This is a genomic window from Ruegeria sp. AK4 (assembly GCF_056541025.1).
In genome coordinates this window covers 500714-525493 of record NZ_JBQFXS010000002.1, presented here as the reverse complement: position 1 = coordinate 525493, position 24780 = coordinate 500714, and the positions used below count along the sequence as shown (strand labels likewise).

Annotated in this window: 23 protein-coding genes; 10 read left to right on the top strand and 13 right to left on the bottom strand. The window is 59.6% G+C overall.

Features of this window, described 5'->3' with window-relative positions; translation table 11 throughout:
* Positions 1 to 50 precede the first annotated feature (50 nt).
* On the top strand, positions 51 to 821 hold the full coding sequence (locus tag ACR0EZ_RS06270; RefSeq protein WP_480611779.1) for a transporter substrate-binding domain-containing protein: 771 nt from the start codon (positions 51 to 53) through the stop codon (positions 819 to 821).
* 40 nt (positions 822 to 861) lie between these two features.
* On the opposite strand, the gene ACR0EZ_RS06265 is transcribed toward ACR0EZ_RS06270, so the two are convergent.
* Positions 862 to 1470, bottom strand: a complete 609-nt coding sequence (locus ACR0EZ_RS06265; RefSeq protein WP_480611777.1) for a helix-turn-helix domain-containing protein — start codon at positions 1468 to 1470, stop codon at positions 862 to 864.
* Positions 1471 to 1539: 69 nt separating this feature from the next.
* Here ACR0EZ_RS06265 and ACR0EZ_RS06260 point away from each other — a divergent pair, with 69 nt between their 5' ends.
* Positions 1540 to 2289 (top strand): creatininase family protein, encoded by a 750-nt coding sequence (locus tag ACR0EZ_RS06260; protein ID WP_480611776.1) that lies wholly within the window; start codon positions 1540 to 1542, stop codon positions 2287 to 2289.
* 81 nt (positions 2290 to 2370) lie between these two features.
* On the opposite strand, the gene ACR0EZ_RS06255 is transcribed toward ACR0EZ_RS06260, so the two are convergent.
* From ACR0EZ_RS06255 to ACR0EZ_RS06235, 5 genes are all read right to left on the bottom strand, one after another.
* A complete protein-coding gene (locus tag ACR0EZ_RS06255) occupies positions 2371 to 4071 on the bottom strand; it encodes a Na/Pi cotransporter family protein (RefSeq protein WP_480611774.1) in 1701 nt (566 codons plus the stop codon).
* A 67-nt stretch (positions 4072 to 4138) separates the two neighbouring features.
* Complete coding sequence (gene pbfA / locus ACR0EZ_RS06250) at positions 4139 to 5491, bottom strand: (R)-1-hydroxy-2-aminoethylphosphonate ammonia-lyase (RefSeq protein ID WP_480611773.1); 1353 nt, start codon at positions 5489 to 5491, stop codon at positions 4139 to 4141.
* A gap of 107 nt (positions 5492 to 5598) precedes the next feature.
* Positions 5599 to 7062 carry a phosphonoacetaldehyde dehydrogenase gene (gene phnY / locus ACR0EZ_RS06245; RefSeq protein WP_480611771.1) on the bottom strand — a complete coding sequence of 488 codons (1464 nt, stop codon included), beginning with the start codon at positions 7060 to 7062 and terminating at the stop codon, positions 5599 to 5601.
* Positions 7063 to 7065: 3 nt separating this feature from the next.
* The gene (phnA, locus tag ACR0EZ_RS06240; RefSeq protein ID WP_480611770.1) at positions 7066 to 8310 is read right to left on the bottom strand and encodes a phosphonoacetate hydrolase; all 1245 of its coding nucleotides are present in this window, start codon (positions 8308 to 8310) and stop codon (positions 7066 to 7068) included.
* Positions 8311 to 8330: 20 nt separating this feature from the next.
* Complete coding sequence (locus ACR0EZ_RS06235) at positions 8331 to 9518, bottom strand: 2-aminoethylphosphonate--pyruvate transaminase (RefSeq protein ID WP_480611768.1); 1188 nt, start codon at positions 9516 to 9518, stop codon at positions 8331 to 8333.
* A 121-nt stretch (positions 9519 to 9639) separates the two neighbouring features.
* On the opposite strand from ACR0EZ_RS06235, the gene ACR0EZ_RS06230 reads away from it, so the two are divergent.
* Complete coding sequence (locus ACR0EZ_RS06230) at positions 9640 to 10527, top strand: LysR substrate-binding domain-containing protein (protein ID WP_480611767.1); 888 nt, start codon at positions 9640 to 9642, stop codon at positions 10525 to 10527.
* A gap of 30 nt (positions 10528 to 10557) precedes the next feature.
* Here the strand turns inward: ACR0EZ_RS06230 and ACR0EZ_RS06225 are convergent, their stop codons facing one another.
* The 6 genes from ACR0EZ_RS06225 to ACR0EZ_RS06200 all read right to left on the bottom strand — a co-directional run bounded on the left by ACR0EZ_RS06225 (position 10558) and on the right by ACR0EZ_RS06200 (position 16878).
* Positions 10558 to 12567, bottom strand: coding sequence for a putative 2-aminoethylphosphonate ABC transporter permease subunit (locus ACR0EZ_RS06225; protein ID WP_480611766.1), 2010 nt, complete (start codon positions 12565 to 12567; stop codon positions 10558 to 10560).
* Positions 12567 to 13697, bottom strand: coding sequence for a putative 2-aminoethylphosphonate ABC transporter ATP-binding protein (locus ACR0EZ_RS06220; protein ID WP_480611765.1), 1131 nt, complete (start codon positions 13695 to 13697; stop codon positions 12567 to 12569). The genes ACR0EZ_RS06225 and ACR0EZ_RS06220 overlap by 1 nt, the downstream gene beginning before the upstream one ends.
* Positions 13698 to 13833: 136 nt before the next feature.
* Positions 13834 to 14856 (bottom strand): putative 2-aminoethylphosphonate ABC transporter substrate-binding protein, encoded by a 1023-nt coding sequence (locus ACR0EZ_RS06215; protein WP_480611764.1) that lies wholly within the window; start codon positions 14854 to 14856, stop codon positions 13834 to 13836.
* 327 nt (positions 14857 to 15183) lie between these two features.
* A complete protein-coding gene (locus tag ACR0EZ_RS06210) occupies positions 15184 to 16074 on the bottom strand; it encodes a haloalkane dehalogenase (RefSeq protein ID WP_480611763.1) in 891 nt (296 codons plus the stop codon).
* Positions 16071 to 16487 (bottom strand): GFA family protein, encoded by a 417-nt coding sequence (locus ACR0EZ_RS06205; protein WP_480611761.1) that lies wholly within the window; start codon positions 16485 to 16487, stop codon positions 16071 to 16073. Before ACR0EZ_RS06205 ends, ACR0EZ_RS06210 begins: the two co-directional genes overlap by 4 nt.
* A gap of 13 nt (positions 16488 to 16500) precedes the next feature.
* Entirely contained in the window at positions 16501 to 16878 is a 378-nt protein-coding gene (locus ACR0EZ_RS06200; protein WP_480611760.1) for a hypothetical protein, read from the bottom strand.
* 118 nt (positions 16879 to 16996) lie between these two features.
* Here ACR0EZ_RS06200 and ACR0EZ_RS06195 point away from each other — a divergent pair, with 118 nt between their 5' ends.
* Positions 16997 to 17599 carry a TetR/AcrR family transcriptional regulator gene (locus ACR0EZ_RS06195; protein ID WP_480611759.1) on the top strand — a complete coding sequence of 201 codons (603 nt, stop codon included), beginning with the start codon at positions 16997 to 16999 and terminating at the stop codon, positions 17597 to 17599.
* A 4-nt stretch (positions 17600 to 17603) separates the two neighbouring features.
* On the opposite strand, the gene ACR0EZ_RS06190 is transcribed toward ACR0EZ_RS06195, so the two are convergent.
* Positions 17604 to 18242: a TetR/AcrR family transcriptional regulator gene (locus ACR0EZ_RS06190; RefSeq protein WP_480611758.1), complete on the bottom strand. Its 639-nt coding sequence runs from the start codon at positions 18240 to 18242 to the stop codon at positions 17604 to 17606.
* Positions 18243 to 18512: 270 nt separating this feature from the next.
* Between ACR0EZ_RS06190 and ACR0EZ_RS06185 the strand changes: the two genes are divergently transcribed.
* The 6 genes from ACR0EZ_RS06185 to ACR0EZ_RS06160 all read left to right on the top strand — a co-directional run bounded on the left by ACR0EZ_RS06185 (position 18513) and on the right by ACR0EZ_RS06160 (position 24759).
* A complete protein-coding gene (locus ACR0EZ_RS06185) occupies positions 18513 to 19619 on the top strand; it encodes a sugar ABC transporter substrate-binding protein (RefSeq protein ID WP_480611756.1) in 1107 nt (368 codons plus the stop codon).
* Positions 19620 to 19709: 90 nt separating this feature from the next.
* The gene (locus tag ACR0EZ_RS06180) at positions 19710 to 20675 is read left to right on the top strand and encodes an ABC transporter permease (protein ID WP_480611755.1); all 966 of its coding nucleotides are present in this window, start codon (positions 19710 to 19712) and stop codon (positions 20673 to 20675) included.
* A 10-nt stretch (positions 20676 to 20685) separates the two neighbouring features.
* Positions 20686 to 22194 carry a sugar ABC transporter ATP-binding protein gene (locus ACR0EZ_RS06175; RefSeq protein ID WP_480611754.1) on the top strand — a complete coding sequence of 503 codons (1509 nt, stop codon included), beginning with the start codon at positions 20686 to 20688 and terminating at the stop codon, positions 22192 to 22194.
* A 10-nt stretch (positions 22195 to 22204) separates the two neighbouring features.
* Positions 22205 to 23146, top strand: a complete 942-nt coding sequence (locus ACR0EZ_RS06170; protein ID WP_480611752.1) for an ABC transporter permease — start codon at positions 22205 to 22207, stop codon at positions 23144 to 23146.
* Positions 23143 to 24177 (top strand): zinc-dependent alcohol dehydrogenase, encoded by a 1035-nt coding sequence (locus ACR0EZ_RS06165; RefSeq protein ID WP_480611751.1) that lies wholly within the window; start codon positions 23143 to 23145, stop codon positions 24175 to 24177. Before ACR0EZ_RS06170 ends, ACR0EZ_RS06165 begins: the two co-directional genes overlap by 4 nt.
* Positions 24178 to 24201: 24 nt before the next feature.
* Positions 24202 to 24759 carry a hypothetical protein gene (locus ACR0EZ_RS06160; RefSeq protein WP_480611749.1) on the top strand — a complete coding sequence of 186 codons (558 nt, stop codon included), beginning with the start codon at positions 24202 to 24204 and terminating at the stop codon, positions 24757 to 24759.
* The last annotated feature ends 21 nt before the right edge of the window (positions 24760 to 24780 follow it).

Genomic DNA, 24780 nt, shown 5'->3' with positions numbered 1-24780 from the left:
CAACAAGGAATATGGCAACAAGACCGAAACATCACCAACAGGAGAAATAGATGAACAGTTTTTGCAAAGCCGCAGCCATCGCTGCGCTTGGTCTGATCGTCTCGGGCGCTGCTCAGGCGCAATCGGCGTTGAACGAGGTACTGGATTCGGGTGTTTTGAAGGTTGGCACCACCGGCGACTGGAACCCTATGTCGCTGCGCGACCCGGCGACCAACAGCTACAAAGGCTATGACATCGACATCATGAACGAGCTTGCCGCCGATCTGGGGGTTGAGGTCGAATATGTTCCAACCGACTGGAAAACGCTGGTGAACGGGGTTGTCGCCGGCAAGTACCATCTGACGGGGTCGGCGTCGATTTCCCCGCCGCGCATGAAGGTCGCCGGGTTCTCGGACAGCTACATATCGGTCGAGCTGTTCCCGTACACGACCAAGGACAAGGCGGATAAATTCGACGGGTACGAGTCGATCAACCAGCCGGGCGTCAAGGTTGCGACCACGCTGGGCACGACCTTCGAAAAGCGCGTGCGCGAATGGTTCCCGAACGCGGATATCAAAGTGGTTGAAGCCCCGGCCCGTGGCTTTCAGGAAGTGATTGCCGGACGTGCGGACGTGTTCATCACGTCGAATATCGAAGGCTCAACGCTTGAAGCCAAGTTCCCGGTGGTGCGCGTCAAGAACGCGGGGCCCCGTTCGCCTTCGCCCATTGCGATGATCCTGCCGCAGGGCGATCAGGTCTGGATCAACTATGTGAACAACTGGATCGAGGTTAAGAAAGCGCAGGGCTTCTTTGATCAAAACCGGGAAAAATGGGGTCTGTGATCCAACCAGATCAAAAGCCCGGCCTGATTGGCTGGGCTTTTCAGATTCCGCCGGTTATGGCCTTGGCGACAACCGTTACGAAGCTGACCTTTGGTGTTTTCAGTTCGACCGGTCCATGAGACGCGTTCGAGTCAAAGCTCAGGCTGTCGCCGGGGCGCATGTGGTAGGTGGTGTCTCCGCACCCATAGACCATCTCTCCATCGGTGACATGGATGAACTCGACACCCTGATGCTGATAGAGAGGCCGGGTGTCCAGCGGCGCTTCGAGCGTCACGCTGAAGCTTTCAAAGCTGACATGTTTCGCCTCGGCCCGACCGATCAGCTTGTAACTGTGCCCGTACCCGCTGCCGAGCCGCTGAACGGTCACGCCTTCTCCGGCGGCGACAAATGACGCGTCAGACCGGTCGACGGTTGCGGCAAAGAAGTTGATCAGCGGAACGCCGATCCCCCCGGCCAGCGCTTCCAGCGTGGCGAGCGAGGCTGAAACTTGTCCGCGTTCAATCTTGGAAATCATCGCCGTGGACACGCCGGACCTTGCGGACAGTTCCGACAAGGTCATCTCGGCCAGGTGCCGATGCGTTTTTACCGCCGCACCGATCAGGTGATCCAAAGGTGGTTTCTTCAATTCGAGAATGGGTGAATCTTCCATTGGCGCAGCCTAATACCGTCGTGCAAAAAGGAAAAGGACACTCGCCGCGCGAGCCAACAGGGGGGTGGTATGAAACTTGAAGACATGACCTGGTATGAGGTCGAAGCCCGTATCGAAAAGGGCGCTGCAATCCTGCTGCCGGTCGGTTCGACCGAGCAACACGGACCAATGGGACGGATCGGAACGGATACGATCTGCGCAAATGCGGTCGCTCTGGCGGCTGCGGAACAGTGCGATGCGATAGTCGCCCCGCCTCTGGCCTATACACCCGCACCCTTCAACACTGCTTTTCCGGGAACACTTTCCGTAACCGAGGAGATTTTTGAAGCACTTGCGCAGGACGTGATCCTTGGCTGTCTGGATCAGGGGTTCGCCGGTGTTTTTGTCGTGAACGGCCACGGAGCCAATCTGGACCCGCTGGATCGGATTGCGTCAGGCCTGCCACCGAACAGGCTGAGGATACGCAGTTGGTGGGAACCGACAGGTGTAAATGCGTTGCGCGCAGAGCTTTATGGGAATTGGGAGGGCATGCATGCGACCCCCTCGGAAGTGGCTATAACCCAAGCTCTTTTGGGACCCCTGCCGCCCGGCCCGGCTGTAGAGCCGCCTGAACCGCTGAGCGATGAATATATCCGCGCCCATGCTCGGGACCGGCACGGGCCACCCAGGCGGCACCGGGTCGAGTTTCCGGACGGCCGGGTTGGGTCGCATTCAGCATTGGCCACGCCGGAAGCAGGGCATCGGCTGCTTCAGGCCAGTGCTGCGGACATTGCGCGCGAGTTTGATGCGTTTCTGGCCAAAGCTCTGACCGGAGTTTGAGTGGGTATCATACAGCCAGAACGCGCCGGGCGTGTTGCAAGGCTTGCCTGTGTTCCGCACCCCAACAGAGCATTGAAGCTTCTAACTGTTTTCGTGAGGTTTTAAAGCCGCCTCGTTTTTGTCTGCGACCTCTTTGATCAAACGCGTTTCCAGTAGCTGCCCGTTCCGGTAGAGGACCGGATAGGCAATGGACGCGATATGGCCGTTGAATTCGCGGAAAGCGCGCAGGGTTTCCAGATGGAAATCGCTGGTCTCGAAGCTTTCCGTGGTTCCGTGCTGCAACCGGCGCAGGTGGCGTTTTCGGCTGTCTCGCTCGACGCGCTTGATCTCGGTCTTTTCCAGGCTAAGCAGACGCGCACTTTCCAGATCGTCTGAAACCAGCACGTTCGAAGCCAGCTTCATGTTGGTCAGGATGTCCTCGTGCATCCGGACAAGCTCGGACCAGCCTTCCTTGGAAAACTTCGCCTGTTTCGCGCGCACGTCGCTTGCCAGCACGGTCAGGCGTTTGGCCACGACATCGCCGGCGGTTTCCAGGCGGATGGCAAATTCCAGCAGATCCCGCGCCGATTTTGCGTCTTCCTTTTCATAAAGACCCGGCGGTATCGCCGCGACGAAGGCGCGAATTTCGGACAGGCATTGGTTGACTTCCTCGTCGATGGCCCGGACGGCCCGGATCTCGTCTTTGCTGCCGTTTCGGTAGAGATCGAGTATGGGCCGGAACATGGTTTCGACCAGATCGCTCATCCGAAGCAATTCCCGCTTGAGGCTGGACAGGGCCTGACTGGGGCTTTCGATGCTGATGTTGTCCAAAGCGCTGACGGGGCGTGTTGTCAGGGTGTCCTGCGCCGTCTTCTGTTCGGGAACCAGTTTTTCGAATAGCTGCGTCAGGCGGCCGCAAAACGGCAGCGCCAGAACCAGCAGCAGGAAGTTGAAGGCCAGATGCACATTGACCAGCATCTGACCGCCTTGCGGCACCCCCAGCAACCCGTTCCGCAACGCCAGATTGGCGGCGAACAAGGCCACCACGGCCCAGCTGCCCCGAAGCGCCAGATTGGCATAGGTCAGCCGGCGCGCGGCGACGGGCAAATCCCGGGTCAGCCAAACGGGGATGAAAGCCGAGCCGAAATTTGCGCCAAACACCAGTGACATCCCGGCGGCAAACGGGATCGCGCCGATCTGCACAAGCGTCACGCACATCAGAATGGCGGCGACAGATGAGTGCATGACAAAGGCCAACGCCCCGCCGACAAGGAAAGCGGTGACATAGTCGCGCGCCAGGTAATCGGCGACGGCGGGCAGGAAGGCGCTGCTTTGAATGGGGACCATCGCCTCGCGCAGGAACCGAAGCGAGATCAGGATGAACGCCACGCCCATCAGGATACGCCCCAATTGTCGGGACTTTTTGCTTTCGGTTTTGACAAACAGATAGCCGCCGACCGCTAGCAGCATCGGAACCAGCCAGTCCAATTTGAAGGACAGGACCTGAATGATCAGCGCCGAGCCCAGATCGCCGCCCAGTATCATCGCCAGCCCGGTCGAAAAACCGAGCATGCCGCTGGCAGCAAACCCCGATGTCAGCAAAGCGACCGCTGCCGAGCTTTGCAGCACCACCGCCATCATCAGCCCCACCAGCGAGGCCTGCGTAAAGCTGCGCTGTCGTGTCATGACCCGCTGGAAAGACGCACCGTAACTGCGCTCAATCCCGGTGCGAACCATACGCACCGCATAAAGCAACAGCATCGTCGCCCCGGCAAGGCTGATCAGAAAGGTGACTATCGCCATGCTGTGCCTCCTCCTCGGGTTTCAGGAAGAGTGCGTTTTGGCGAAACTTCTGGCGTTAGTGGTGCGATCAAATCTCTTCCTTGATGGCTGCAATGACGATGTCGAGGGCGCGGTCCAGATCTTCGCGCGTGATTGTCAGCGGCGGCGACAGGGTCAGCACGCAACCCTGACTGATCTTGAAGCTGAGCGCGGCGTGCAGACAGGCGTAGTAAATCCGCTCGGCGCGGGCGTTGCCGGGCGTTTTGTCGGCGCGGTCGTCCACGATTTCGACCCCGAACATCAGACCGCGGCCCCGAATGTCGCCGACGATCGGAACGGTCTGAAGCGCGTCCATCAGGCGGGCCATCGCATGTCTGCCCAACTCCTCCGAGCGGTGGACCAGTCCCTCATCCTCGATGATCTGCAGCGTGGTCAGCGCGGCGCGAGCGGTTACCGGGTTCTTTTCATGCGTGTAATGCCCAATGGCGAAATCGCCGCACACGTCCAGTTGCTTGCGGGCAATGCAGGCAGCGATGGGCAGAATGCCTCCGCCAAGAGATTTTCCCAGGGTCACGATGTCGGGGATGATTTCGTCATGTTCAAAGGCAAACATCTTGCCGGTTTTGCCCAGACCCGTTGGAATCTCGTCCATGATCAAAAGCGCGCCGTGCCGGTTGCAGGCCTCGCGTACATGTTTCCAGAAGCCGGGCGGCGGTACGTAGGGCACGGCGCGCATCGGCTCGGCGATGACGGCAGCGATGTCGCCCTCGCGCTCGAGCACATAGTCGACTATTTTCGCGCAGGCCAGACCGCAGGTTTCCGGCCCGGCGTGATTATACGGGCAGCGATAGCAGGCAAACGGGGCCACGTGTTCGGCGCCAGGCAGCAGGGGCCCGGCAATGTGACTGCGAAACGTGGCCTCGCCCCCGACACTTGCGGCCCCAAATCCCGCGCCGTGGAAGGCATCCCAGAAACTGATGGTCTTGAACCGCCCGGTCGCCGCGCGGGCGATTTTCAGGGCAACCTCGTTGGCGTCCGAGCCGCCGGTGGTGAACAGGGTTTTGCCAAGGTCTCCGGGCGCGATCTCGGCCAGTTTTTCGGCCAGCTCGACTGCCGGGTCATTGGTGAAGCGGCGCGGTGCGAAAGGAAGATCATCCAGCTGCGCCTTGATGGCGGCAACCAGCCGGGGATGGCCGTACCCGATATGGTGGACCGAGTTGCCATGGAAATCCATGTAGCGCCGCCCGTCCTTGTCCTCGATCCAGATGCCTTCGGCTTTTGCGATTGTGCTGACGCAGGGCGAGGACAGCGATTGATGCAGAAAGACATCTGCGTCGCGTTTCAGCAGTGGTGCGGATTTCGGCCCAATGGATGTGTTCAGCCACGTCTTTCGTGCCTCTGAAGTGTTGGATTCCCCTTCGGTGTGCACGATTTGCGACATGGCTCTCTCTCAATTCTGCCCGACAGAAACGGCGGGCGTTTGATGGCCCGCTGTTCCCGCAGAGGGGGTGTTTGATGCCCCGCCCGCCACCGGGCAGGGCAAGGCTGTTAGCCGGGCCAGGGCAAAGAATAGGTTTTCACGTTGGTGAAGAACTTCATCGCCTCGATGACGCCTTCCTTGACGCCGTTGCCCGAGTCCTTGATGCCGCCGAAGGGGGACATCTCAATCCGGTAGCCGGGTTGTTCCCAGATGTTGCAGGTGCCCACATTCAGCCCGTTGATATAGGCAATCGCGCGGTTCAGATCGTTGGTGCAGATGCCCGAGGACAGGCCGAATTCCGTTCCGTTCGAGATGGCCATCACCTCATCGTCATTGTCCGGCACGCGGACAATGGGGATGATGGGGCCGAAGGTTTCCTCCATCACCAGCTCGCTGCCATGGGGCACCTTGTCCACCACGATGGGCGGCAGCAACGCGCCCTGACGACCGGGGTGGTAGAGGATTTCTGCGCCCTCTTTCTCGGCCATGTAAACGCGGTTCTCGAAAAGCTCGGCCGCCTTGTCGTGGATGACACAGCCCAGTTCCGTTTCGGGGTCTTGCGGGTCGCCGAACTTGATCTTCCTGGCCTTCTCCAGCACAAGCGGCACGAACTTGTCGGCCACGCTGTCCTGCACAAGAATGCGTTTGATCGCGGTGCAGCGCTGGCCCGAGTTGCCGGTGGCGCCCGCCACGGCAATGGTCGCGGCCTTGTCCAGATCGGCATCGGAAAGATCGTTCAGAACGATCAGCGGGTCATTGCCGCCCAGTTCCAGCGCCTGACGTTTATAGACCGCCTTGGCCGCGATCATCTTGCCCACCGGAACACCGCCGGTGAAGGTGATGATGTCGATATTATCATTGACGACCATCTCATCGCCAATGTCCTGCGGCCAGCCGGTGACCACCTGGAACATCTCGGGCGGCAGGCCCGCGTCATAGAGGATATCGGCCAGCGTCAGCGCCGTCAGCGGCGTCAGTTCCGTCGGCTTGCACACCATGCAGTTGTTGGTGGCAATCGATGGCGCGATCTTGTGGCTGACCATGTTCAGCGGGTGATTGAAGGGCGTGATCGCGCTGATTGCATTCACCGGCTCACGCGTGGTGAAGATCTTGCGGTCCTTGCCATTATGGGTCAGGTCGCAGGAAAAAATCTCACCATCATCTTTCAGCGCCTCGGCAGCCGCGAACTGATAGACATCCTGCGCGCGCTTGGTCTCGTAAATCGCGTGCTGGTGGCAGATGCCCAGTTCCAGCACCAGCCATTTGGCGAGGTATTCGCGGCGCTCGCCAATCAGCTCTCCAGCGCGCTGCAGGATCTGACTGCGTTCGTAGCGGGTCAGCTTGGGCGTGTAATTCGCCGCAATCTCAAAGGCTTTACGGGCATGCTCGGCCTTGCCCGCCGGAACGTGACCGACAACCTCGTTGGTATAGGGGTAGAGCACCGGCACGGTTTCGTCGGTAAAGACGATTTCGCCACCGATGCGCATCCCTTCGTTTCTGATTTCGGATTTTGTCATAACCTGATCTTTCATGACTTACTGTGCCGCCGCTGTTGTGGCGTAGAAGAACGCGTCAAAATTGCGCAGATCGGGCGCGTTGCCCAGATCAACGACCCGGTTGACGATGAAAGGCACCTCTTGCTCGGTCAAGCCGCCATGGCTGCGCAGCGGCTCTTTCAGGGCGGCCAGATCGTGACGGTCCGCCGAGGTGCCGATGGTCATGTTCTCGCCCGAGATCATTACGATATCGCCGATGCGGTCTGCCGGCAGTTCAAAACGTTTGATTGCCTCTTCCTTGTCCACAACAAGGATCAACTCGTCGCGGGCGTCCAGCTTTGCCATGATGTCAGCCGTGTCTGCACCTTCGGGAAGATAGGCGGTGGCAAAAGCACCAAGCGCGCCGTGGTGGACCACGTAAGGATCAGTAATCGGCAGGATCACGCGGGCCTGACCTTCGCCCAGCCATTCGTCCATCAGGTCCTGCGCGTAGATCACGTTGGGCGCGCCTTCGGCATTGTGCTTGGGCTTCATGCCGTGATCGGCGGTAACGACGATGGCCGCGCCCAGCTCATCCAGTTGTGCCAGATACCTGTCGAACATGGCGTAGAAATCCAGCGCGCCCTGCTGTTCGGGCGCGAATTTGTGCTGGATGTAGTCGGTGGTAGACAGGTACATGATGTCGGGCTTGAATTCTTTCAGCAGCTTGACGCCCGCGGCAAAGACGAATTCAGACAGGTCCGCCGAATAGACCTCGGGCACCGGCATGCCCAGCCATTCGCTGGCATTGTCGATGCCGTGTACTGCCTTGGTGGTTTCGCCCGAACGTTCCGAGGAAAACGCCACCGCGCGATCTTCGTCGAATTTCAGGCCCGCGCCCAGCAGCGCGCGCAGCTTGTCCTTGGCGGTGACCATGGCAACGCGATACCCTGCCTCGTAGAATTGCGAGAAGATGGTCGGCGCGCGCAGGAAGCGCACATCGTTCATCATCACCTCTTCGCCGCTGTCGGGGTCGATCAGATAGTTGCCGCAGATGCCATGCACGATTGGCGGGCGGCCGGTGGCAATCGACAGGTTGTTGGGGTTGGTGAAGCTGGGGATCACCGAATGCGCCAGACGGTCGGTGCCGGTTTCGCGGATGCGCTTGAGCGTCGGCATCAGGCCCTTGGCGATCGCCACGTGCAGATACTCGGGCTCGCAGCCGTCCAGACAGATGGCGATGGCCGGGACCTTTGGCGCGGGATACACACGCTCATTTGCGGTCACAGGGGTGTGGATGGTCATTTGCGGATGTCCTTTATCTCTTATGCGGCCAGTTTGGCGCGTTCTTGCAGGGCCTGTACCGGAGGCGTCGCGCTAGCGACCCCCATCTCGGCCAGGCTGTCTTTTGCGGCGGCCACGACCTGCCGCATCACATGTTCATCCATCTGCCCGATGCAGCCGACGCGGAAACTGTCCACAACCGTCAGCTTGCCCGGGTAGATGATAAAGCCCTTGTCCTTCATCAGATCATAGAAGCGGTCAAAGACGAAGTTTTCGTCCGCAGGGCAGAAAAACGTCACGATGATCGGGCTCAGCCAGCGGTTCTGCAGCAGCGTCTCGAAGCCCAGTTCGCGCATGCCGGCAACCATCACATCGCGGTTGCGGGTATAGCGTGTGCCGCGCCCTGCGACGCCGCCTTCGGCCTCATGCGCGCGCAGCGCCTCGAGGAAGGCCGCAACCACATGGGTCGGCGGGGTGAACCGCCATTGGCCGGTCTTTTCCATATGCGCCCATTGCGCATGCACGTCCAGAGACAGCGAGTGGCTGTTGCCTTTGGCCGCCTCCAGCTCATCCCTGCGGGCGATGATGAAGCCAAAGCCCGGTACGCCCTCGATGCATTTATTGGTCGAGGACACCATCGCCTCATACCGTACGTCCGAGGGCTTGAGTTCAATCGCGCCAAAGGCCGACATCGAGTCGATCAGCAGTTTGCGCCCCGCCGCATAGACGGCTTCCGAGATTTCTTCGACCGGGTTCAGAATGCCCGAGGACGTCTCGCAATGGATCGCAACCACATGGGTAATCGCGGGGTCCTGCGCCAGAATTGTGGCCACTTCACTGCCGCGCGGCGGCAGGTAATCGCCCTTGTCCAGCACCACATGATCGCGCGCAAGATATTCCAGCGTCTGTGCCGAGCGCTGACCATAGGCCCCGTTCGCCAGCACCAGTGCCTTGCCATCCCGTGGAATGAACGAGGCCAGCATCGCTTCGACCGCGAAGGTGCCGGACCCTTGCATCGGCACGCAGTCAAAGGCATCGGCGCCATCGCCCAGCAGCGCCAGCAACCGGCTACGCATCTCGCGCGTCATCGCGCGGAAATCACCATCCCAGCTGCCCCAATCCCGCAGCATTGCCTGCTTCACCGCATAAGAGGTGGTCAATGGCCCCGGCGTCAGCAGATAGGCCTCGCCCAGTTTCGGGGGCTCTAAAGCCGTGTCGCGTTGGGTCATAACAAAGGCTCCTGAACTGCGTCTCGAGATTACAATTGCAGCAATGAATTCCATATGTGAAATTGTAAAAATCAATCTAGTAATAGGCGCAGCTTATGCATGGAATTTGGGGAAGTCTGCGATGCGGCACAGCCAGTTAAAGGCCTTTCACTATGTCGCCAAATATGGCGGGTTTTCGCGCGCGGCCGAGGCGCTTTTCCTGACCCAGCCTGCCATATCGGAACAGGTCCGCAAGCTTGAACAGGATCATGACCTGCTGCTGTTTCTGCGCGAACGCAAACGCGTGCACCTGACCCCGGAAGGGGAACAGCTTTTTCGCTTCACGAAACAGTATTTCGAGATCGAGGATCAGATCGAGGATTACCTGTCCGAAACAAAGGCGGTGATCGATGGCGAGTTGCGGATCATCGCCGATTCCGCCCATCACCTGACCCGGTTTCTTGGCCCGTTCCGGGAAAAACATCCCGATGCCCGGATCTCGGTTCGGTCCGGCAATACCGAGGAGATTCTTGAAGAACTCAGGTCCTATAATGCCGAGATCGGAGTGGTCGGCAGTTTAACGCCCGGCAAGGATATGAGTATTCTGAACCTTGGATCGACCGAGATCGTGGCGTTTGCCGCCCGGGACCTCTTGTTGGCTTCGCAATCCTCTCTTTCGCTTCAGGAACTGGCCGAGTTACCGCTGATTTTCCGGGAACAGGGGTCGAAAACGCGTCAGAAACTGGAAGACAAGGCCAAGAGGAACGGCGTTGTTCTGAGACCCGCAATTGTTGCCGAAGGGCGGGAAGCGGTTCGAGAACTGGTGGCCTCGGGCGCAGGTATCGGCTTTGTTTCGCAGGCGGAATACAGCCATGATGACCGTCTCAGGCAAATCCGGTTGAAGGATGTCCATTTGCATATGGACGAAAGTCTTGTCGCCCTGTCTCAGCGCCGGGAAGTGAAGATCATCCGGGCCTTCATCGAGTTTGCGCGGCAGGTTTTGGAATCCAAGGAAGCCCCCGCCGCGTGACTGCGGCAGGGGTTCCATCCCCTTCACCGGTCAGCGGTTCCGCCAGGCCTGAGTGCGGCGCAGAACGCCCTTGGACGCGATCATGTGCAGAATGCGGGCTGCCGCATTGGTGTAGAAGATCATCATTCCCATCGCCGCCGCCGGGGCAATATCGCCAGCGTCATCCATGTTCAGCACCGCAATCGAGGCCAGTGTGGTTTTCGGCGAATACAGGAACACCACCGCCGACACCGTCGTCATCGCGTTGACGAACAGGTAGATCGAAATGTCCAGGATCGCGGGCATGCAGACCGGCACGGTCACCCGTGCAAACAGCTTCATGGTGGGTTGCTTGAGCGAGGCGGAGACGGATTCAAACTCGGTATCCATCTGCTTGAGCGCGGTCACAGCAGTCAGATGAGACACCGTGTAGAAGTGAGTCACGGTGCAGATCACCAGAATGGCCATCGTGCCATAGATCGCGTTCAGCGGGTTGGCCGGGTTGTTGAAGAAGAAGATATAGGCCAGACCCAGCACCATTCCGGGGATTGCCATCGGCAGCATGGCGAACATCTGGAACAAAGCGCGCCCGGTTTTGAACCCGTTGGATTTTTCGACCAGATAGGCCCCGAAGAACACGACGGCCGTTCCGATCACCGCTGTCAGCAGCGCCAGTTTGATCGAGTTGAAATACGACCCCCAGCCGCCACCATCCATCTTGTCGAACTGGTAGTTGTTCAGGCTCAGGCTCAGGTCATAGGGCCAGAACTTGATCAGCGCGGCGAATTGGCAGACCGCCAGCAGGCCCACGATGAACAGCGCCACCATGCAGCAATAGATCAGCATGATCCGGTCGGTTTTCGGGTTCGGGTTCGGCTGATAGGGGACCGAGCGCGCCGACAGCAGGGCCACCTGTTTCGACTGCACCAGCCGGTCGATTGCAAAGGCCAGGATCGCCGGGACCACCAGAACGACCGAGACCACGGCCCCCATTTCAAAGTTCTGCTGGCCGATCACCTGTTTGTAGATATCTACCGCCAGAACGTTGAACTGCCCTCCGATCACCTTGGGCAGGCCGAAATCGGTGATCACCAGGTTGAACACCACAAACGCCGCCGAGATCAGACCATAGCGCGCGCCCGGAATCGTCACCGTCCAGAAGGTGCGCCAGGGGGTCGACCGCAGGCTCGAGGCGGCCTCGTACAATCGCGCGTCCGAGATCGCCAGGGCCGTCGAGATGATCAGGAAGGCATGCGGGAAGGTAAAGAAGACCGAACCGATGACGATGCCGATGGGGCCATAGATACTTGCCCCGAACAGCAGCTCTTTCAGCATGCCCTGATTGCCGAACAGGTAGACCAGCGCGATACCGGGCAAGAGCGACGGCACAAGGATCGGGGCCATGGCGATCAGCCGGAACACGCCTTTGAAGCGCATGCAACTGCGGTTCAGCGCATAGGCGAACCAGAAGGCCAGCGTGACCGTGACAACGGTACTGACGACCGCAATCCACAGCGAGTTCTTGATCGAGTTGAACAGCGCCGGGGTAGAGAAATAGCTGACGAAATTGTCCACGCCGGTCGATTTCACCGGCCGCAGTTGAACGCGGCGGAAAGTGTTGGAATCCAGCTCGACCCAATCGGTGCCCTTTTGCAGGGTCGATCCGATCAGGAATCGGCCATCCGGAACCGTGTTCCGGATCTGGTACATCACCGGGCTGCGGAAGCTGAAATCGGGAAAGAAGGGCGTGACGGACAACCGCCCGTCAGAGCCGGTCGAAAGTTCCTGATCACTATAGGCCCCGGTTTCGGCGTTCAGTTGCGCCCCGTTCAGGATGGTGCCGCTAAAGACGCCGTTTTCGTCGCTGACCTGAAACTCGTATTGCGACAGGTCCATGTGGTAGGTCGAGAACGATTTGGACAGCATCGCCCAAAGCGGAAAGGCCAGGGTTACGACCAGATACAGCGCGATGACCATCATGCCGCCGCGCATGATGAGGTCATCGCGGCTCAGCTTTCCCTTGATCACCGGGCCAGCGGGCAGAGAGGTTGTGTCGGTCATCAGCCTTCCCCCGCCGGAGAGAAGGCCATCAGCCTGTTGCGCGGCAGTTCGATCATCATCTGCCCGCCTTCCTCAAGCCCGAGGCGGCGCACTGCGTTGATCGAGAAATCGGCAATCAGCGCTTCGTCGCCGAAGGTTTTGTGCGACAGACGGCAGCGCCAGAACGAGCCCAGAAACTCCATTTCCGTGATCAGCACTTCGAACGCGTTTTCCGGTGTGGTGATGACATCCGGCGCGTCGGGCGACGGGGCGCCTTCGCCATGCGGGATGACGTCTTCGGGGCGGATTGCTGCGACGATGCGGTTGCTTTTTTGGTGGTCATGCGCCCTGCATTTCAGGACCGAGCCGCCCAGTTCCAGCCTCTCGGCATCGCCTGCGACGGCGGGCAACTGGTTCATTTCGCCGATGAAATCGGCCACGAACAGGTTCGCCGGGTGGCGGTAAATCTGGGTGGGTGTCCCTACCTGCTCGATCACGCCATGGTTCATCACCACGATCCGGTCGGCCATGGCCAGCGCCTCTTCCTGATCATGTGTCACCATGACGGTGGTCACGCCCAGTTTGCGCTGCAGCTCTTTGATCTCATGCCGCAAATGCACCCGCACCTTGGCATCCAGCGCCGAGAGCGGCTCGTCCAGCAACAAAAGGCCGGGACTGGTGGCAATCGCGCGCGCCAGGGCGATCCTTTGCTGCTGACCACCCGACAGCTGGGCGGGGTATTTGCGGCCCTGATCCGGCAAGCCGACCAGATCAAGCAGTTCGGCGACCCGCACCGCAATCTCGGATTTGCTGCGGCCGGTGTTTTCAAGCCCGAAGGCGATGTTCTTTTCAATCGTCAGGTTCGGAAACAGCGCATAGGACTGGAACACGATCCCGAAATCACGTTCGGACGGGGGCAGGTTCGAGACATCCTTGCCATCCTGCATGACCGTGCCCTTGGTCTGCAGGTCCAGCCCGGCAATCGCGCGCAGCAGCGTGGTCTTGCCGCAGCCCGACGGGCCCAGAAAACAGATGAATTCGCCTTCGTTGATGTCCAGCGAAATGTCCCGGAGCGCGAGAAAATCACCAAAAGCTTTCCACAGGTTCTGGATGCTCAGATAGAGATCACCGGGAGAGGTTTTCTTTAGCACTGGGAGTTGTCCTTGAGCTTTGCGCAGCAGCCATACCAAAAGACTGGCCAGAATGTCGCCGCACCGGTCACATGCGATGTGAGAGAGATGTTATCCAAAGGCCGGAGGGGCGGTAAGCCCCTCCTATGTGAGTGGTTTACTCTTTGGGTTCGGATTTGCCGTCGTAACGCGACTGCCATTCCTTCAGGATGGCGGCACGGTTATTGGCAGCAAATTCGAAATCATTTTCGATCATAGCGTCCAGCAGACCGTCGGGGAAATGCTCGACCGGTTTGGCAACACCCGGCATCGCGACAACGGCGTACCCGGTGTTGTACATCTCGTTGGCTTCCTTGGTTACCGAGAAATCAACCAGCTTCTGCGCGGCTTCCAGATTGGCTGTGCCCGCGACAATCGCGGTTGCCTCCATGTCCCAACCCACGCCTTCGCTGGGCACGATGATTTCCAGAGGTGCACCAGCAGCCTTGGACTTGGCACCACGGAAGGCAAACGAGATACCGATCGGAATTTCACCGGCAGCGGCCAGCTTGCAGGGCTTGGAGCCCGAATGGGTATAGCGCGCGATATTGTTGTGCAGCGCGTCCATATATTCCCAGCCGCCGTCTTCACCGAACATCTGCAGCCAACTGGACACGTCCAGGAAGCCTGTGCCCGACGAGTTCGGGTTCGGCATGATGACCTGACCTTTGTACTGCGCGTCGGTCAGGTCTTTCCACGAGGTCGGCGGGGTCAGACCGGCCTTTTCAGCCTCGACCGTATTATAGCACACCGACGCCACCCAGGCGTCCATGCCAACCCAGCTGGGCACGTCGCCGTCATCAACAAATTTGGGGTCCAGCTTGTCAACGCCAACCGGCGCGTAGGGCTCGAGCATGTCTTCGGATTTCAGCAGCAGCAGCGAGGTCGCGGCCAGACCCCAGACCACATCGGCCTGCGGATTGTCGCGCTCAGCCAGCAGTTTGGCGGTGATGATGCCGGTGGAATCGCGGACCCAGTTGATCTTGATGTCCGGGTGCGAGGCGTTGAATTGTTCGGCGTAGCGGGCCAGGTCTTCAGCTTCGACCGCAGTGTAAACAGTCAGCTCGGTTTCGGCGGCGGCTGCGGTGGCCAACAGGACTCCGGCAACGATTGCAGCAAACTTGGATGTGGCGTTTTTCATGTTTTCCTCTGTTGGTTTTATTGTGACGCTGACGCCTTTCTTTCGCGGCGTTTCTGGTTTGAAGGTTGTATGAAAGCAGTCTGACAGGTTTGTGAGTTAAGAAAAATCGTTTCTACCTTCCATATCATAGGCAAAACTTATGAAGTTCCGGGGGTGAGGCAGAGGCGAAAAAGCACCGACTTGATCGCCAGATTTTCATTGCTGGCGACTTACATTTCAATTCACTTGGCCGCGCAGATTTTTAGAGCCCTAACGCCAGCGCCGGGCTCTTACAGAGTTCTCTTGATAACCGTGTTTCACCGAAATCGCTTGATCCGGCGGGAAGGTTCACATTGGCATCAAGCGCAGCCACTCTTCCAGTTTTTCTCCGATCAGATGCGGATTGTCTTCCTGAAGAAAATGAATGCCCTTGCCGATATCCACCACTTCGAGATTGCGGATGGTCTGGCGGCACCATGCAACCTCCTTTGGGCCAATGGTTCCTCCGGGCGTGGCGTGAAACATCAGCATCGGGGTTTCCGTTTCACCCAGCCAGCGGCTGTAGGCGCTGACGATCTGATGTACGTCAGATGGCGTGCCATCGATCGGAATTTCGCAGGGCCAGACCCGAACCGGTTTGCGGCTGCGCGCGGTGGGGAAGGGGGCGCGGTACTGCGCCATCTCTTGCGGGATCAGGTCGCGCACGATGGCGCTTGGCAGGATTTTCTCGACGAACATGTTCAGGCCCGAAATCATCATCCATCCCAGACCCGGCGTCCGCATCATGCGAAACCCGACGCGGAAATCGGGCGGGAATCCGGCCCAGGACATCGGGCGAATGACGCCCTCCATGAACGCAATGCCACGTATGCTCTTGGGGTGCCGGTGAGCATAGTGAAACCCCAGTGCCGAGCCCCAGTCGTGGATGACCAGCGTGACATCCTTCAGCCCCAGCGCCTTGATGAACCCGTCCACGAAGGGGACGTGATCTACAAAGCGGTAGGGAATATCCGGCTTGTCCGATTTGCCCATGCCGATCAGATCCATCGCGATGGCGCGGCCCTGTCTGGCGGCATAGGGAATGATGTTGCGCCACAGGTAGGACGAGGTCGGATTGCCGTGCAGAAATAGAACCGGCGCGCCTTCGCCTTCGTCGACATAGTGGATGCGCTGTCCGTTCACCTCGACATATTTCGAGTCAAACGGGAAGTCGGGTGAAATCCCATGTTCGGTCGTCATTGAGCGGCCCTTTCTGCAGTGCAGGTCTTTTCGATCAAACCCAGCGCCTCATCATACCACGCGGGTCGGGACGCCCAGCCGGCAATCGCGGAGACGGGCCCGGATGGCGGGCGGGACAGGCTGCCGGCGGGGACGACAAGAAACTTTCCGTTCTGCGTTTCGAACGGCAGGGTCGTCCCGCAGGTGCGGCAAAACACCCGGCGGACCTGAGAATCGGGCACATCGAAGGATGTCAGCATGTCCTTGCCTTGCAGCCACTCGATCTGGTCGGGCGTGGTGAAGGCATTCGCAACATGGGCCGACCCCGAGGCCTTTTGGCAGAAGCTGCAATAGCAGAGTTTGAACGCAGCAATGTTGTCCTGCACGCGAAAGCGCACCGCGCCGCAGATGCATTGGCCGTTAATGTGGTCCATCGGAGTGCTCATGTCAGCCGCGATAAGCAAAATACGCGCGGACCGGGGCGGTAAAGGTCAGGCCCATGCTGATGATCGCGATGATAAAGCCGACAACCGCCGTCGCCGGGATCGAGACCAGAAAATCAACGGCAATCGCTGCGCGGATACCGATCATGTTGCGCTTGAGGATCGATGCGACGATGCAGGAAAACGTCACCATGTATCCCAGCATCGTATAAAGCATCAGGTTGGCGGCTTGCGGGCCGGCCAACTCTCCGACCTGCAGGCCGTAGAACCTGAAAGCGGTGAAGAAGCCAAAGGCCAGTAGGATTTTCAGCGCGTTCAGAATGAAGATCACGCGCAGGGTGACGGGCTTTGACGCCCCGGTTGTCGGGTCGATGGCGGTCATGTCAGGTCTCCGTTTCAGTTGGGGGCATGCAGCATTTGCTGCCGCGCGCCCGCAATGCTATCCATGTGGATAGGAATTAATAACTATCCACATGGATAGAAAAAGCAAGGAGAAATCTGTGGCGCGCAAACGCAAGACGGATCACGATAGTGCCGTGGCGGGTGCCTTGGACCTGTTTTGGCGAAGGGGATACCACGGTGCCAGCACGCGAGAACTGGAGCAGCAGACGGGACTGACACGGTTCACGCTGCAGACCACCTATGGCGGGAAAGAGAAGTTTTTCCTAAAGACATTGGACACTTATCTGGACAATGCCGAGGCCCGGCATTTTCCCGACCCCGACAGCTGTTCGCTGGATGATCTGGGCGATTGGATCAGGGGCATCGCCTCGGCAGAACGCATGCCAAGGATCGAGGATGCCGGTTGCCTTGCCTTCAACTCGATCAGTTCATTCGACCGCTCAGACCTCGAAGTCAACGCGCGAATCGAGCGTTACCTGACCGCGCTGGAAGGGCGGTTCGCGGCGATACTGAGCAGGGCCAAGGCAGACGGAACCATCCGGTCCGAGGTCGATCCCGCCGAGGCCGCAAAGGTGCTGATCGGCCTTTTGCTGGGCCTTCACACGATCATGAAAGCCCGGACCTCGGACCAGTTTCCGCAAAGCTACGCCGAGGCGGTGGCGGCGCTTATCGACGGGTGGAAGACCGGGCCCGCGGCGTGATAGGCTAGTCCTTGCGCACGATGCGCATGATGCTTTCGACGTTGAAGTTCAGGCGCTCGTCCAGGGCCTGCTTATCCATCATGTCGCGTTGAAACAGATAGGATCCTGTGAACCGGTTGGTCAGATAATAATACCCGATGGCGGCGATGGTAATGTTCAGCTGGGTCGCGTCAATGCCCGGACGGAACTCGCCGCTTTCCTCACCCCGTTTCAGAATGCCTTCAACCATCTCGACCAGCCCGCGGGTGGATTCGGGCAGGCTGGGCAAAGACTTGAGATGCCGGGCGCGGTGCAGGTTCTCGCTGTTGACCAGAGTGATGAACTCGGGGTTCTTCAGATAGTATTTCCACGTGAAACGAACCAGCGATTCCAGCGCTTCTGATGGCGACAGCGACTCGAGGTTCAGCTTGCGTTCGGCGCTTCGGATGTCGAGATAGGCGGCTTCCAGTACCGTGCGAAACAGCCCCTCTTTGCTGCCAAAATAGTGGTAAAGCATGCGCTTGTTCGCATTGGCGCGTTCGGCGATTTCATCCACGCGCGCGCCGCCGAGCCCGTGTTTCGCAAATTCCTTCTTGGCGGCCTGCAGGATGCGCGCCTTGGTTGCTTCAGCATCTCTTTTCTTTTTGATCGTCTTTTCGACCACAGCCACCTCCTTTTTCGTGCAGCTGTCCGGGCGCAGCTCATCTGGTCAGAGCATTTCGCACATATGGCCGGGGTTCTTCAACACTTCCCTGCCAGCCGCCGTTTTCGACTGCCCCTGTCCCAGTCTTAACGCTTGACACATCGTTTCGTAAAGAAGTAACTAGTTAGTGCATTATGGGCGCACAGTACCGCAGTGCGGGATCGTCGCCGGGGAGGGGCCGATACGCGAACGCCTTTGATCCCATGTGCTGATGGAAAAAGGGAGGACGTCATGTCATTCATCAAGAAATACATCGAACAGGAGACGATAACCCGTCGTAACCTGCTGCTCGCCTCGGCCTATGGCGTCGGTGGCGTCGCGGTTTCGAGCATGCTGGGGGGAATGGCGCGCGCGGCGATCACGGACCCGACGGTTGCATGGTCATACCGCAACCGGACGAACCCGTACTGGAACGAAATCGTCTCGGGCGGTGAGGCGTTTGTCGAAAGCCTGGGTAAGCCCAAGGATTTCCTGACCCATCTGATCAACGAAGGCTCGTCCGAGAAGTCGCTGGCAGATGTCAAGGCGCTGCTGTCGAAGACCAATGGCGAACTGGCGCTGGCGATTGACACCAACGACGCGCCTAACGCGCGCCCGGTGGTGGAAAGCTGCGCCGAGGCGGGTGCCTATGTCTCGACCTTGTGGAACAAGACCGACGACCTGCATCCGTGGGATTTCGGCGATCACTATGTCAGCCACATGAGCTGGTCCGACGAAGGCCCGGCCGAGCAGACAGCGCGTATTCTGCTGGATGCCATGGGCGGCTCGGGTGGGGTTGTGCATCTGGGCGGTATCGCCTCGAACAACCCGGCCATCGAACGTCTGGCCGGTCTGAAGAACGCGCTGAAAGACTATCCGAATTGCGAGCTTCTGGCGGCCGAGCCTGCCGATTGGGACACCCAAAAGGCCAACCAGGTCATGAGCGCCTTCCTCACCCGCTACGGGGATGAGATCAAGGGCGTGCACTGTGCCAATGACACCATCGCTTATGGCGTGCTGGAAGCTCTTCGTGCCGAAGGGATAGAGGATATGCCCATCGTATCCTATGACGGCAACCCGCAGGCCGTTGAGCTGGTCGGCGAGGGCAAGATCCTGGCCACCGTCTTTACCAACCCGCATTGGGGCGGCGGCATCACTGCGGCACTGGCCTACTATGCGGCCACCGGCCATTTCAAACCTTCGGAAGAGCCCAACGAGCACCGCGAATTCTACGGCCCGACCATCATGGTCCGCCCGGAAGATGCGCAAGCCTTCAAGGCCGAGTATCTGGACAGCGTTCCAACCTATGACTGGAAGGATTTCTGGTCCACGTCGAACGGTCAGATCCAATACAAGTAAAGTGAACGCGGGCCGGTTTTCGGAACCGGCCCGCGCACCCGGGTCTGCGGCAGCCGTAACCCCGCCAATTCACTCAGTGGGAGGAAGCACGTGAGCAATGTGCTGACACGGGATGTGCTGATCAAATGGGCGCCCCTGATCGTCCTTTTGGTTCTGGTCCTGTTTTTCACAACGATGGAGCCCCGTTTCTTTTCGCTGCGCAATTTCGCGCGCATCGGGATTTCGTCAGCGCCGGCCCTGATGGTCGCGATCGGTGTGACCTTCATCATCATCATGGGGTCGATCGACCTGTCGATGGAAGGCACGGTGTCCGTCTGTGCGGTGGTGTTTGCCTTTGCCTTTATCGGCCTTGGGGGCACGCTGGCGTCCTGGGCGTGGCTGGCCGTCCCGCTGGCCCTGCTGGTGGGGGCTGCAATCGGGCTGGTGAACGGGCTTGTGCATGTGTTGCTGAAAATCCCGTCCTTCATGGCCTCGCTGGCGATGGGGTTTGTGGGCACCGGATTTGCTTTGCTGCTGACCGGTGGCGACCGGATTCGGGTCGAAGACGATCTGTTCCGCGCGCTGCTGACCGAGCGCTGGTTCGGCTTTCCGATCATGTGTTACGTGGCGCTGTTGTTCCTGCTGATCGCCTGGTTCATCCAGTCGCGCACCACGCTGGGCCGTAACTTCTATGCCGTGGGTGGAGGCGAGGAACTGGCCCATGCCTCGGGCCTGAACGTCAACCGCGTGCGGATCATGGGGTTTGCTCTGGCGGGGGTGTTCTATGCTGTCGGCGCGCTGCTGGCGGTTGGGCGGATCGGGATTGCGGAAACCGCAACGGGGTCGAATTTCATGTTCGTGTCGATCACGTCAGTGGTGGTCGGCGGCACCGCGCTGTGGGGCGGGATCGGTGGTGTTTGGAACACGCTAATCGGGGTGCTGATCGTCAATGTCATCAACAACGGCATGGTTGTGATTGGGTTGCCCGGCTACGTGCAGGACGGCGTTCTGGGCGTGTTAGTTATTGCCGCGGTGGTTCTGTCGACCGACCGCAAATCCGTAACCTTCGTGAAATAGGGGCGGGCAGATGTATGAACTGATCAATGTCGACAAGAAATTCCCCGGCGTCCACGCTCTGAAATCCGTGGATTTCCAGATCGGGCGGGGTGAGATCGTGGGTCTGGTTGGCGAAAACGGCGCGGGTAAGTCGACCCTGATGAAAGTGATCTACGGCGCCTATCAGCCCGATGGCGGCGACATCACCATCGACGGCACCAAGGTCCGCTTTCAGAACCCGCGTCAGGCGATGGATCACGGCATCGGCATGGTGTTTCAGGAACAATCCCTGATCACCAACCTGACCGTGATGGAAAACATCTTTTTGGGCTTCGAACAGCAATTCGTCAGTTATGGCGTAATCAACTGGAAAGCCATGGCCGAGGCCGCCGCCGCGCAACTGACCAAGGTCAAACTGGATATCGATCCGGCGACCACGACTTCGAAACTGTCCTTTGCGCAGCGCCAACTGGTGGAACTGGCCAAGGTGCTGACGCTGGAAGAACGGATCGACGGCGATCTGGTCATTCTGCTGGACGAACCGACCAGCGTGTTGGCCAAGGAAGAGGTCGAGCTGCTGTTCAGCCTTGTACGCGAACTGACCAAACGCGCCTCGTTCATCTTTGTCAGCCACCGCATGGACGAGGTTCTGGACCTGTCCGACCGCATCTATGTGATGAAAGATGGCGAGGTGGTGGATGTGGTCGCCCATGACGACGCCGATGTGGATGCGATCCAGCACAAGATGGTGGGCCGCGACGTCGACAAGGAATATTACCGCGAGCAGAAGCAGAAGCCTTTTCAGTCTGACGCGCAGCCGCTGGTGGCTTTCGATGCGGTCTCGGCAGACGGTAAATACGCGGACATCTCGTTTGACCTGCATCCCGGAGAGGTTCTGTGCCTCGTCGGCACCGAAGGCTCGGGTCGCGAGGCGATCCTGCGCACGATCTTCGGGCTGGAAACGCCCTCGTCCGGCACGGTGACGCTCAAGGGACAGGTGGTTGGCAGGTTCAACGCGCAGACCGGTGTGAGCAGCGGCGTGGGCTACATCCCGCGCGAGCGTAAGGTCGAGGGCATCGTGGCGGGGATGAATGTCTATGAGAACATGACGCTGAGCCAGATGGGCAACTATGCCAATTCGGGCGTTCTACGCATTGGCGAGGAGAAATCACTGGCGACCCGGTGGATCGACCGTTTGGCGATCAAGACACCCGACGTTTACAAGGATTGCGGCGGGCTGTCGGGGGGCAATCAGCAAAAGGTGGTGCTGGCCAAGTGGCGCTCCGCCGGATCGGATATCATCCTGCTGGACCACCCGACGCGCGGACTGGATATCGGCGCCAAGGAAGATGTCTATGACATGGTGCGCGAGATGTCGGATGACGGCGTCGGCATCATTCTGGTGGCGGACACGCTGGAAGAGGCCATTGGCCTCAGCCACACGATCATCGTCCTGAAAGACGGTGTCGCGCAGAAACGTTTCGATTGCAGCCCGGGGGACAAGCCGTCGCTGTACGACCTTGTCCACCACATGATCTGAGGCCGGACCCATGAGTTTTGAACGTATCAAACCCCATCTGCCCTGGATCACGCTGCTGGCGCTTGTGCTGGCGGTCGGTCTGGCGGATGCGAACTTTCTGCGGCCTGCCAACCTGATCTCGATGATGGCCGACATTGTGCCGCTGTTTATCATGGCGCTGGGGATGACCTTTGCGATCTATATCGGCGGCATCGACCTGTCGGCGCAATCCGTGGCGAACATGACCACCGTGGTGGCCACGATTGCCCTGCCGACCTTCGGGATCGGAACCGCGCTGATCTGTATCCTGTCCGGTGCCGTGCTGGGCAGTATCTCGGGCTATGTGACGACGCGGCTTTATGTGCCGTCCTTTATCTCGACGCTTGCGGTGGGCGGCATCGCCTTTTCGGCGGCGCAGTATATGTCGGGCCAGCGGGCGCTGTTCATGGATGCCACGCTGCGGGATTCGACCTTTGGCTGGATGACAGGCTCGGTCGCCGGTTTGCCCGCCGAACTGATCATCGCTGCTGTGCTGGTTCTGGGCGCATGGTTCCTGCAATCGCGCACCACGTTCGGCCGCGCGCTCAAAGCGGTGGGGGCGGGGGAACCGGCTGCTGTTGCCTCGGGCCTGAACGTGAACCGGATCAAGATCATTGCTTTCGCCCTGTCCGGTGGGCTGGCGGCGATTGCGGGGCTGCTGTTCTCGGTGAAACTCTCTGGTGGTTCTCCCACACTGGCGAACGGGTTCCTGCTGCCTGCAATCGTCGCGGTTCTGGTCGGCGGCACGCCGCTGACCGGGGGTGTCGGCGGGGTGATCAACACGTTGATCGGCACGCTGATCGTGGCGGTGATCCGCTCGTCCATGCTGTATTTCGAGGTCGATGCCACACAGCAGCAGATGGTGTTCGGCCTGATCCTGATCGGAGCGATTGCGCTGACCATCGACCGCACCAAGCTGAGGGTCGTCAAATGACGCAGACCATGAAAGCTGCGGTGCTGGTCAAGCCGGGTCAGTTTCAGGTGCAGGACGTGCCCCGCCCCGAGCCGGGCCGGGATGAAGTTCTGGTGCGTATATCACGCGTCGGCATTTGCGGCACCGATATGCACATCTTCAATGGTCATTACGCCGCTGAACACCTGCCGCTGATTCCAGGACATGAGTTCACCGGTACGATTGCCGGACTGGGCGAAGGCGTGTCGGGCCTGACCATGGGCGCGCCGGTGGTGGTCGATATGAATATCGGCTGCGGCACCTGCTATTGGTGCCGCCGGAATGAGATCCTGAACTGTCCCGAGATGCAGCAGATGGGCATCACCATGGATGGGGCTTTTGCCGAATACATCTCGGTTCCCGCCCGCCTTGTGATCCCTGCGCCGCAGGATGCAACGCCGGATGTGCTGGCATTGACCGAGCCGCTGGCCTGCGTGGTGCGCTGCGCGCGCAAGGCCAATATCACCTTCGGCCAATCCGTCGTGGTGTTGGGCGCGGGACCGATTGGCAACCTGCATGTGCAGTTGCTGCGCACCATCGGGGCCGCCCCGATCATCGTGGCGGATTTGTCCGGCGACCGGGTGCAGATGGCGCTGGAGGGCGGCGCAGATGTGGGTGTGACCGACCCGGCTCAGCTGGAAGAAACCGTTCTACGCCACACAGGCGGGCGCGGCGCGGATGTGGTGATTGAAAGTGTCGGACATCCCGCGCTTTATGAACAGGCCACCCGCCTGATCCGCAAAGGCGGGCATATCGCGGCCTTTGGCCTTACCGGCACAGGCGAGACTTTGCCCGTCGACATTCTGCAGACCATCCTGCAGGAGAACTCCATCAAGGGTTCTGTCGCGGGGATGGGGCAGGATATGCATGACGCCCTGACCCTGCTGAGCCATGGCCGCATCAGGACCGAACGTTTCACGCAGGCGGCGTATCCGCTGGACCGCATTCAGGAGGCGTTCGACAGTTTTCCGGATCGCCCCGCCGACCTGAAAACGCAGATCGTTATGACGTAATCGCCAGAGAGGGAGGAACTCAGCATGACCGTCGAAGTCTATACGTCGAAACCGGAAGGAATGATCCCCAACAGCCGTTTTCCTCTGCTGATCCATCGCGGGGCCATTCCGGGCGGCGGTGTCGATGCCGTCAAGGCCCGGTTTCGCGCCAATGGCTGGGGCAACAACTGGGAATATCCCGGTGTGTATGAGTACCCGCATTTCCACTCGACGACGCATGAATGCCTTGGCTGTGCGGCGGGCTGGATGGAGTTCAACCTGTCCGTCGAAGGCTGGACCCGCGTCCGGATCGAAGCAGGCGATGTCATCGTTATGCCCGCAGGGGTCAGCCACGAGATGGTCGGCCGGTCCGACGATATCATGATGGTCGGCGGCTATGCGGCGGGCCGGGACTGGGACAACATTCAAGAGGCGTTTCTGACGCCCGAGATGTTTCAGGCCGCCGTCAAGCGGATCATGATGCTGCCGATCCCTGACAAGGACCCTGCGACCGGCGATGTTCTGCATCAATGGCATGACGCGCCGTCCTCGGTGGATGGCGGCTGGAATGATTTCCGCGACGGGCTGGACGCCTCAGCGTAGCCCACCGCCCTAATATCGGAG

What these genes read in the sequence shown, in the direction of transcription:
- ACR0EZ_RS06265 (WP_480611777.1), bottom strand. Translation starts at nt 1,470, where the DNA reads ATGGAAGATTCACCCATTCTCGAATTGAAGAAACCACCTTTGGATCAC.
- ACR0EZ_RS06165 (WP_480611751.1), top strand. Translation starts at nt 23,143, where the DNA reads ATGACGCAGACCATGAAAGCTGCGGTGCTGGTCAAGCCGGGTCAGTTT.
- ACR0EZ_RS06225 (WP_480611766.1), bottom strand. Translation starts at nt 12,567, where the DNA reads ATGACCGACACAACCTCTCTGCCCGCTGGCCCGGTGATCAAGGGAAAG.
- ACR0EZ_RS06260 (WP_480611776.1), top strand. Translation starts at nt 1,540, where the DNA reads ATGAAACTTGAAGACATGACCTGGTATGAGGTCGAAGCCCGTATCGAA.
- ACR0EZ_RS06255 (WP_480611774.1), bottom strand. Translation starts at nt 4,071, where the DNA reads ATGGCGATAGTCACCTTTCTGATCAGCCTTGCCGGGGCGACGATGCTG.
- ACR0EZ_RS06270 (WP_480611779.1), top strand. Translation starts at nt 51, where the DNA reads ATGAACAGTTTTTGCAAAGCCGCAGCCATCGCTGCGCTTGGTCTGATC.
- ACR0EZ_RS06170 (WP_480611752.1), top strand. Translation starts at nt 22,205, where the DNA reads ATGAGTTTTGAACGTATCAAACCCCATCTGCCCTGGATCACGCTGCTG.
- ACR0EZ_RS06175 (WP_480611754.1), top strand. Translation starts at nt 20,686, where the DNA reads ATGTATGAACTGATCAATGTCGACAAGAAATTCCCCGGCGTCCACGCT.
- ACR0EZ_RS06160 (WP_480611749.1), top strand. Translation starts at nt 24,202, where the DNA reads ATGACCGTCGAAGTCTATACGTCGAAACCGGAAGGAATGATCCCCAAC.
- ACR0EZ_RS06230 (WP_480611767.1), top strand. Translation starts at nt 9,640, where the DNA reads ATGCGGCACAGCCAGTTAAAGGCCTTTCACTATGTCGCCAAATATGGC.
- ACR0EZ_RS06215 (WP_480611764.1), bottom strand. Translation starts at nt 14,856, where the DNA reads ATGAAAAACGCCACATCCAAGTTTGCTGCAATCGTTGCCGGAGTCCTG.
- ACR0EZ_RS06235 (WP_480611768.1), bottom strand. Translation starts at nt 9,518, where the DNA reads ATGACCCAACGCGACACGGCTTTAGAGCCCCCGAAACTGGGCGAGGCC.
- ACR0EZ_RS06205 (WP_480611761.1), bottom strand. Translation starts at nt 16,487, where the DNA reads ATGGACCACATTAACGGCCAATGCATCTGCGGCGCGGTGCGCTTTCGC.
- phnA (WP_480611770.1), bottom strand. Translation starts at nt 8,310, where the DNA reads ATGACCATCCACACCCCTGTGACCGCAAATGAGCGTGTGTATCCCGCG.
- pbfA (WP_480611773.1), bottom strand. Translation starts at nt 5,491, where the DNA reads ATGTCGCAAATCGTGCACACCGAAGGGGAATCCAACACTTCAGAGGCA.
- phnY (WP_480611771.1), bottom strand. Translation starts at nt 7,062, where the DNA reads ATGAAAGATCAGGTTATGACAAAATCCGAAATCAGAAACGAAGGGATG.
- ACR0EZ_RS06200 (WP_480611760.1), bottom strand. Translation starts at nt 16,878, where the DNA reads ATGACCGCCATCGACCCGACAACCGGGGCGTCAAAGCCCGTCACCCTG.
- ACR0EZ_RS06185 (WP_480611756.1), top strand. Translation starts at nt 18,513, where the DNA reads ATGTCATTCATCAAGAAATACATCGAACAGGAGACGATAACCCGTCGT.
- ACR0EZ_RS06210 (WP_480611763.1), bottom strand. Translation starts at nt 16,074, where the DNA reads ATGACGACCGAACATGGGATTTCACCCGACTTCCCGTTTGACTCGAAA.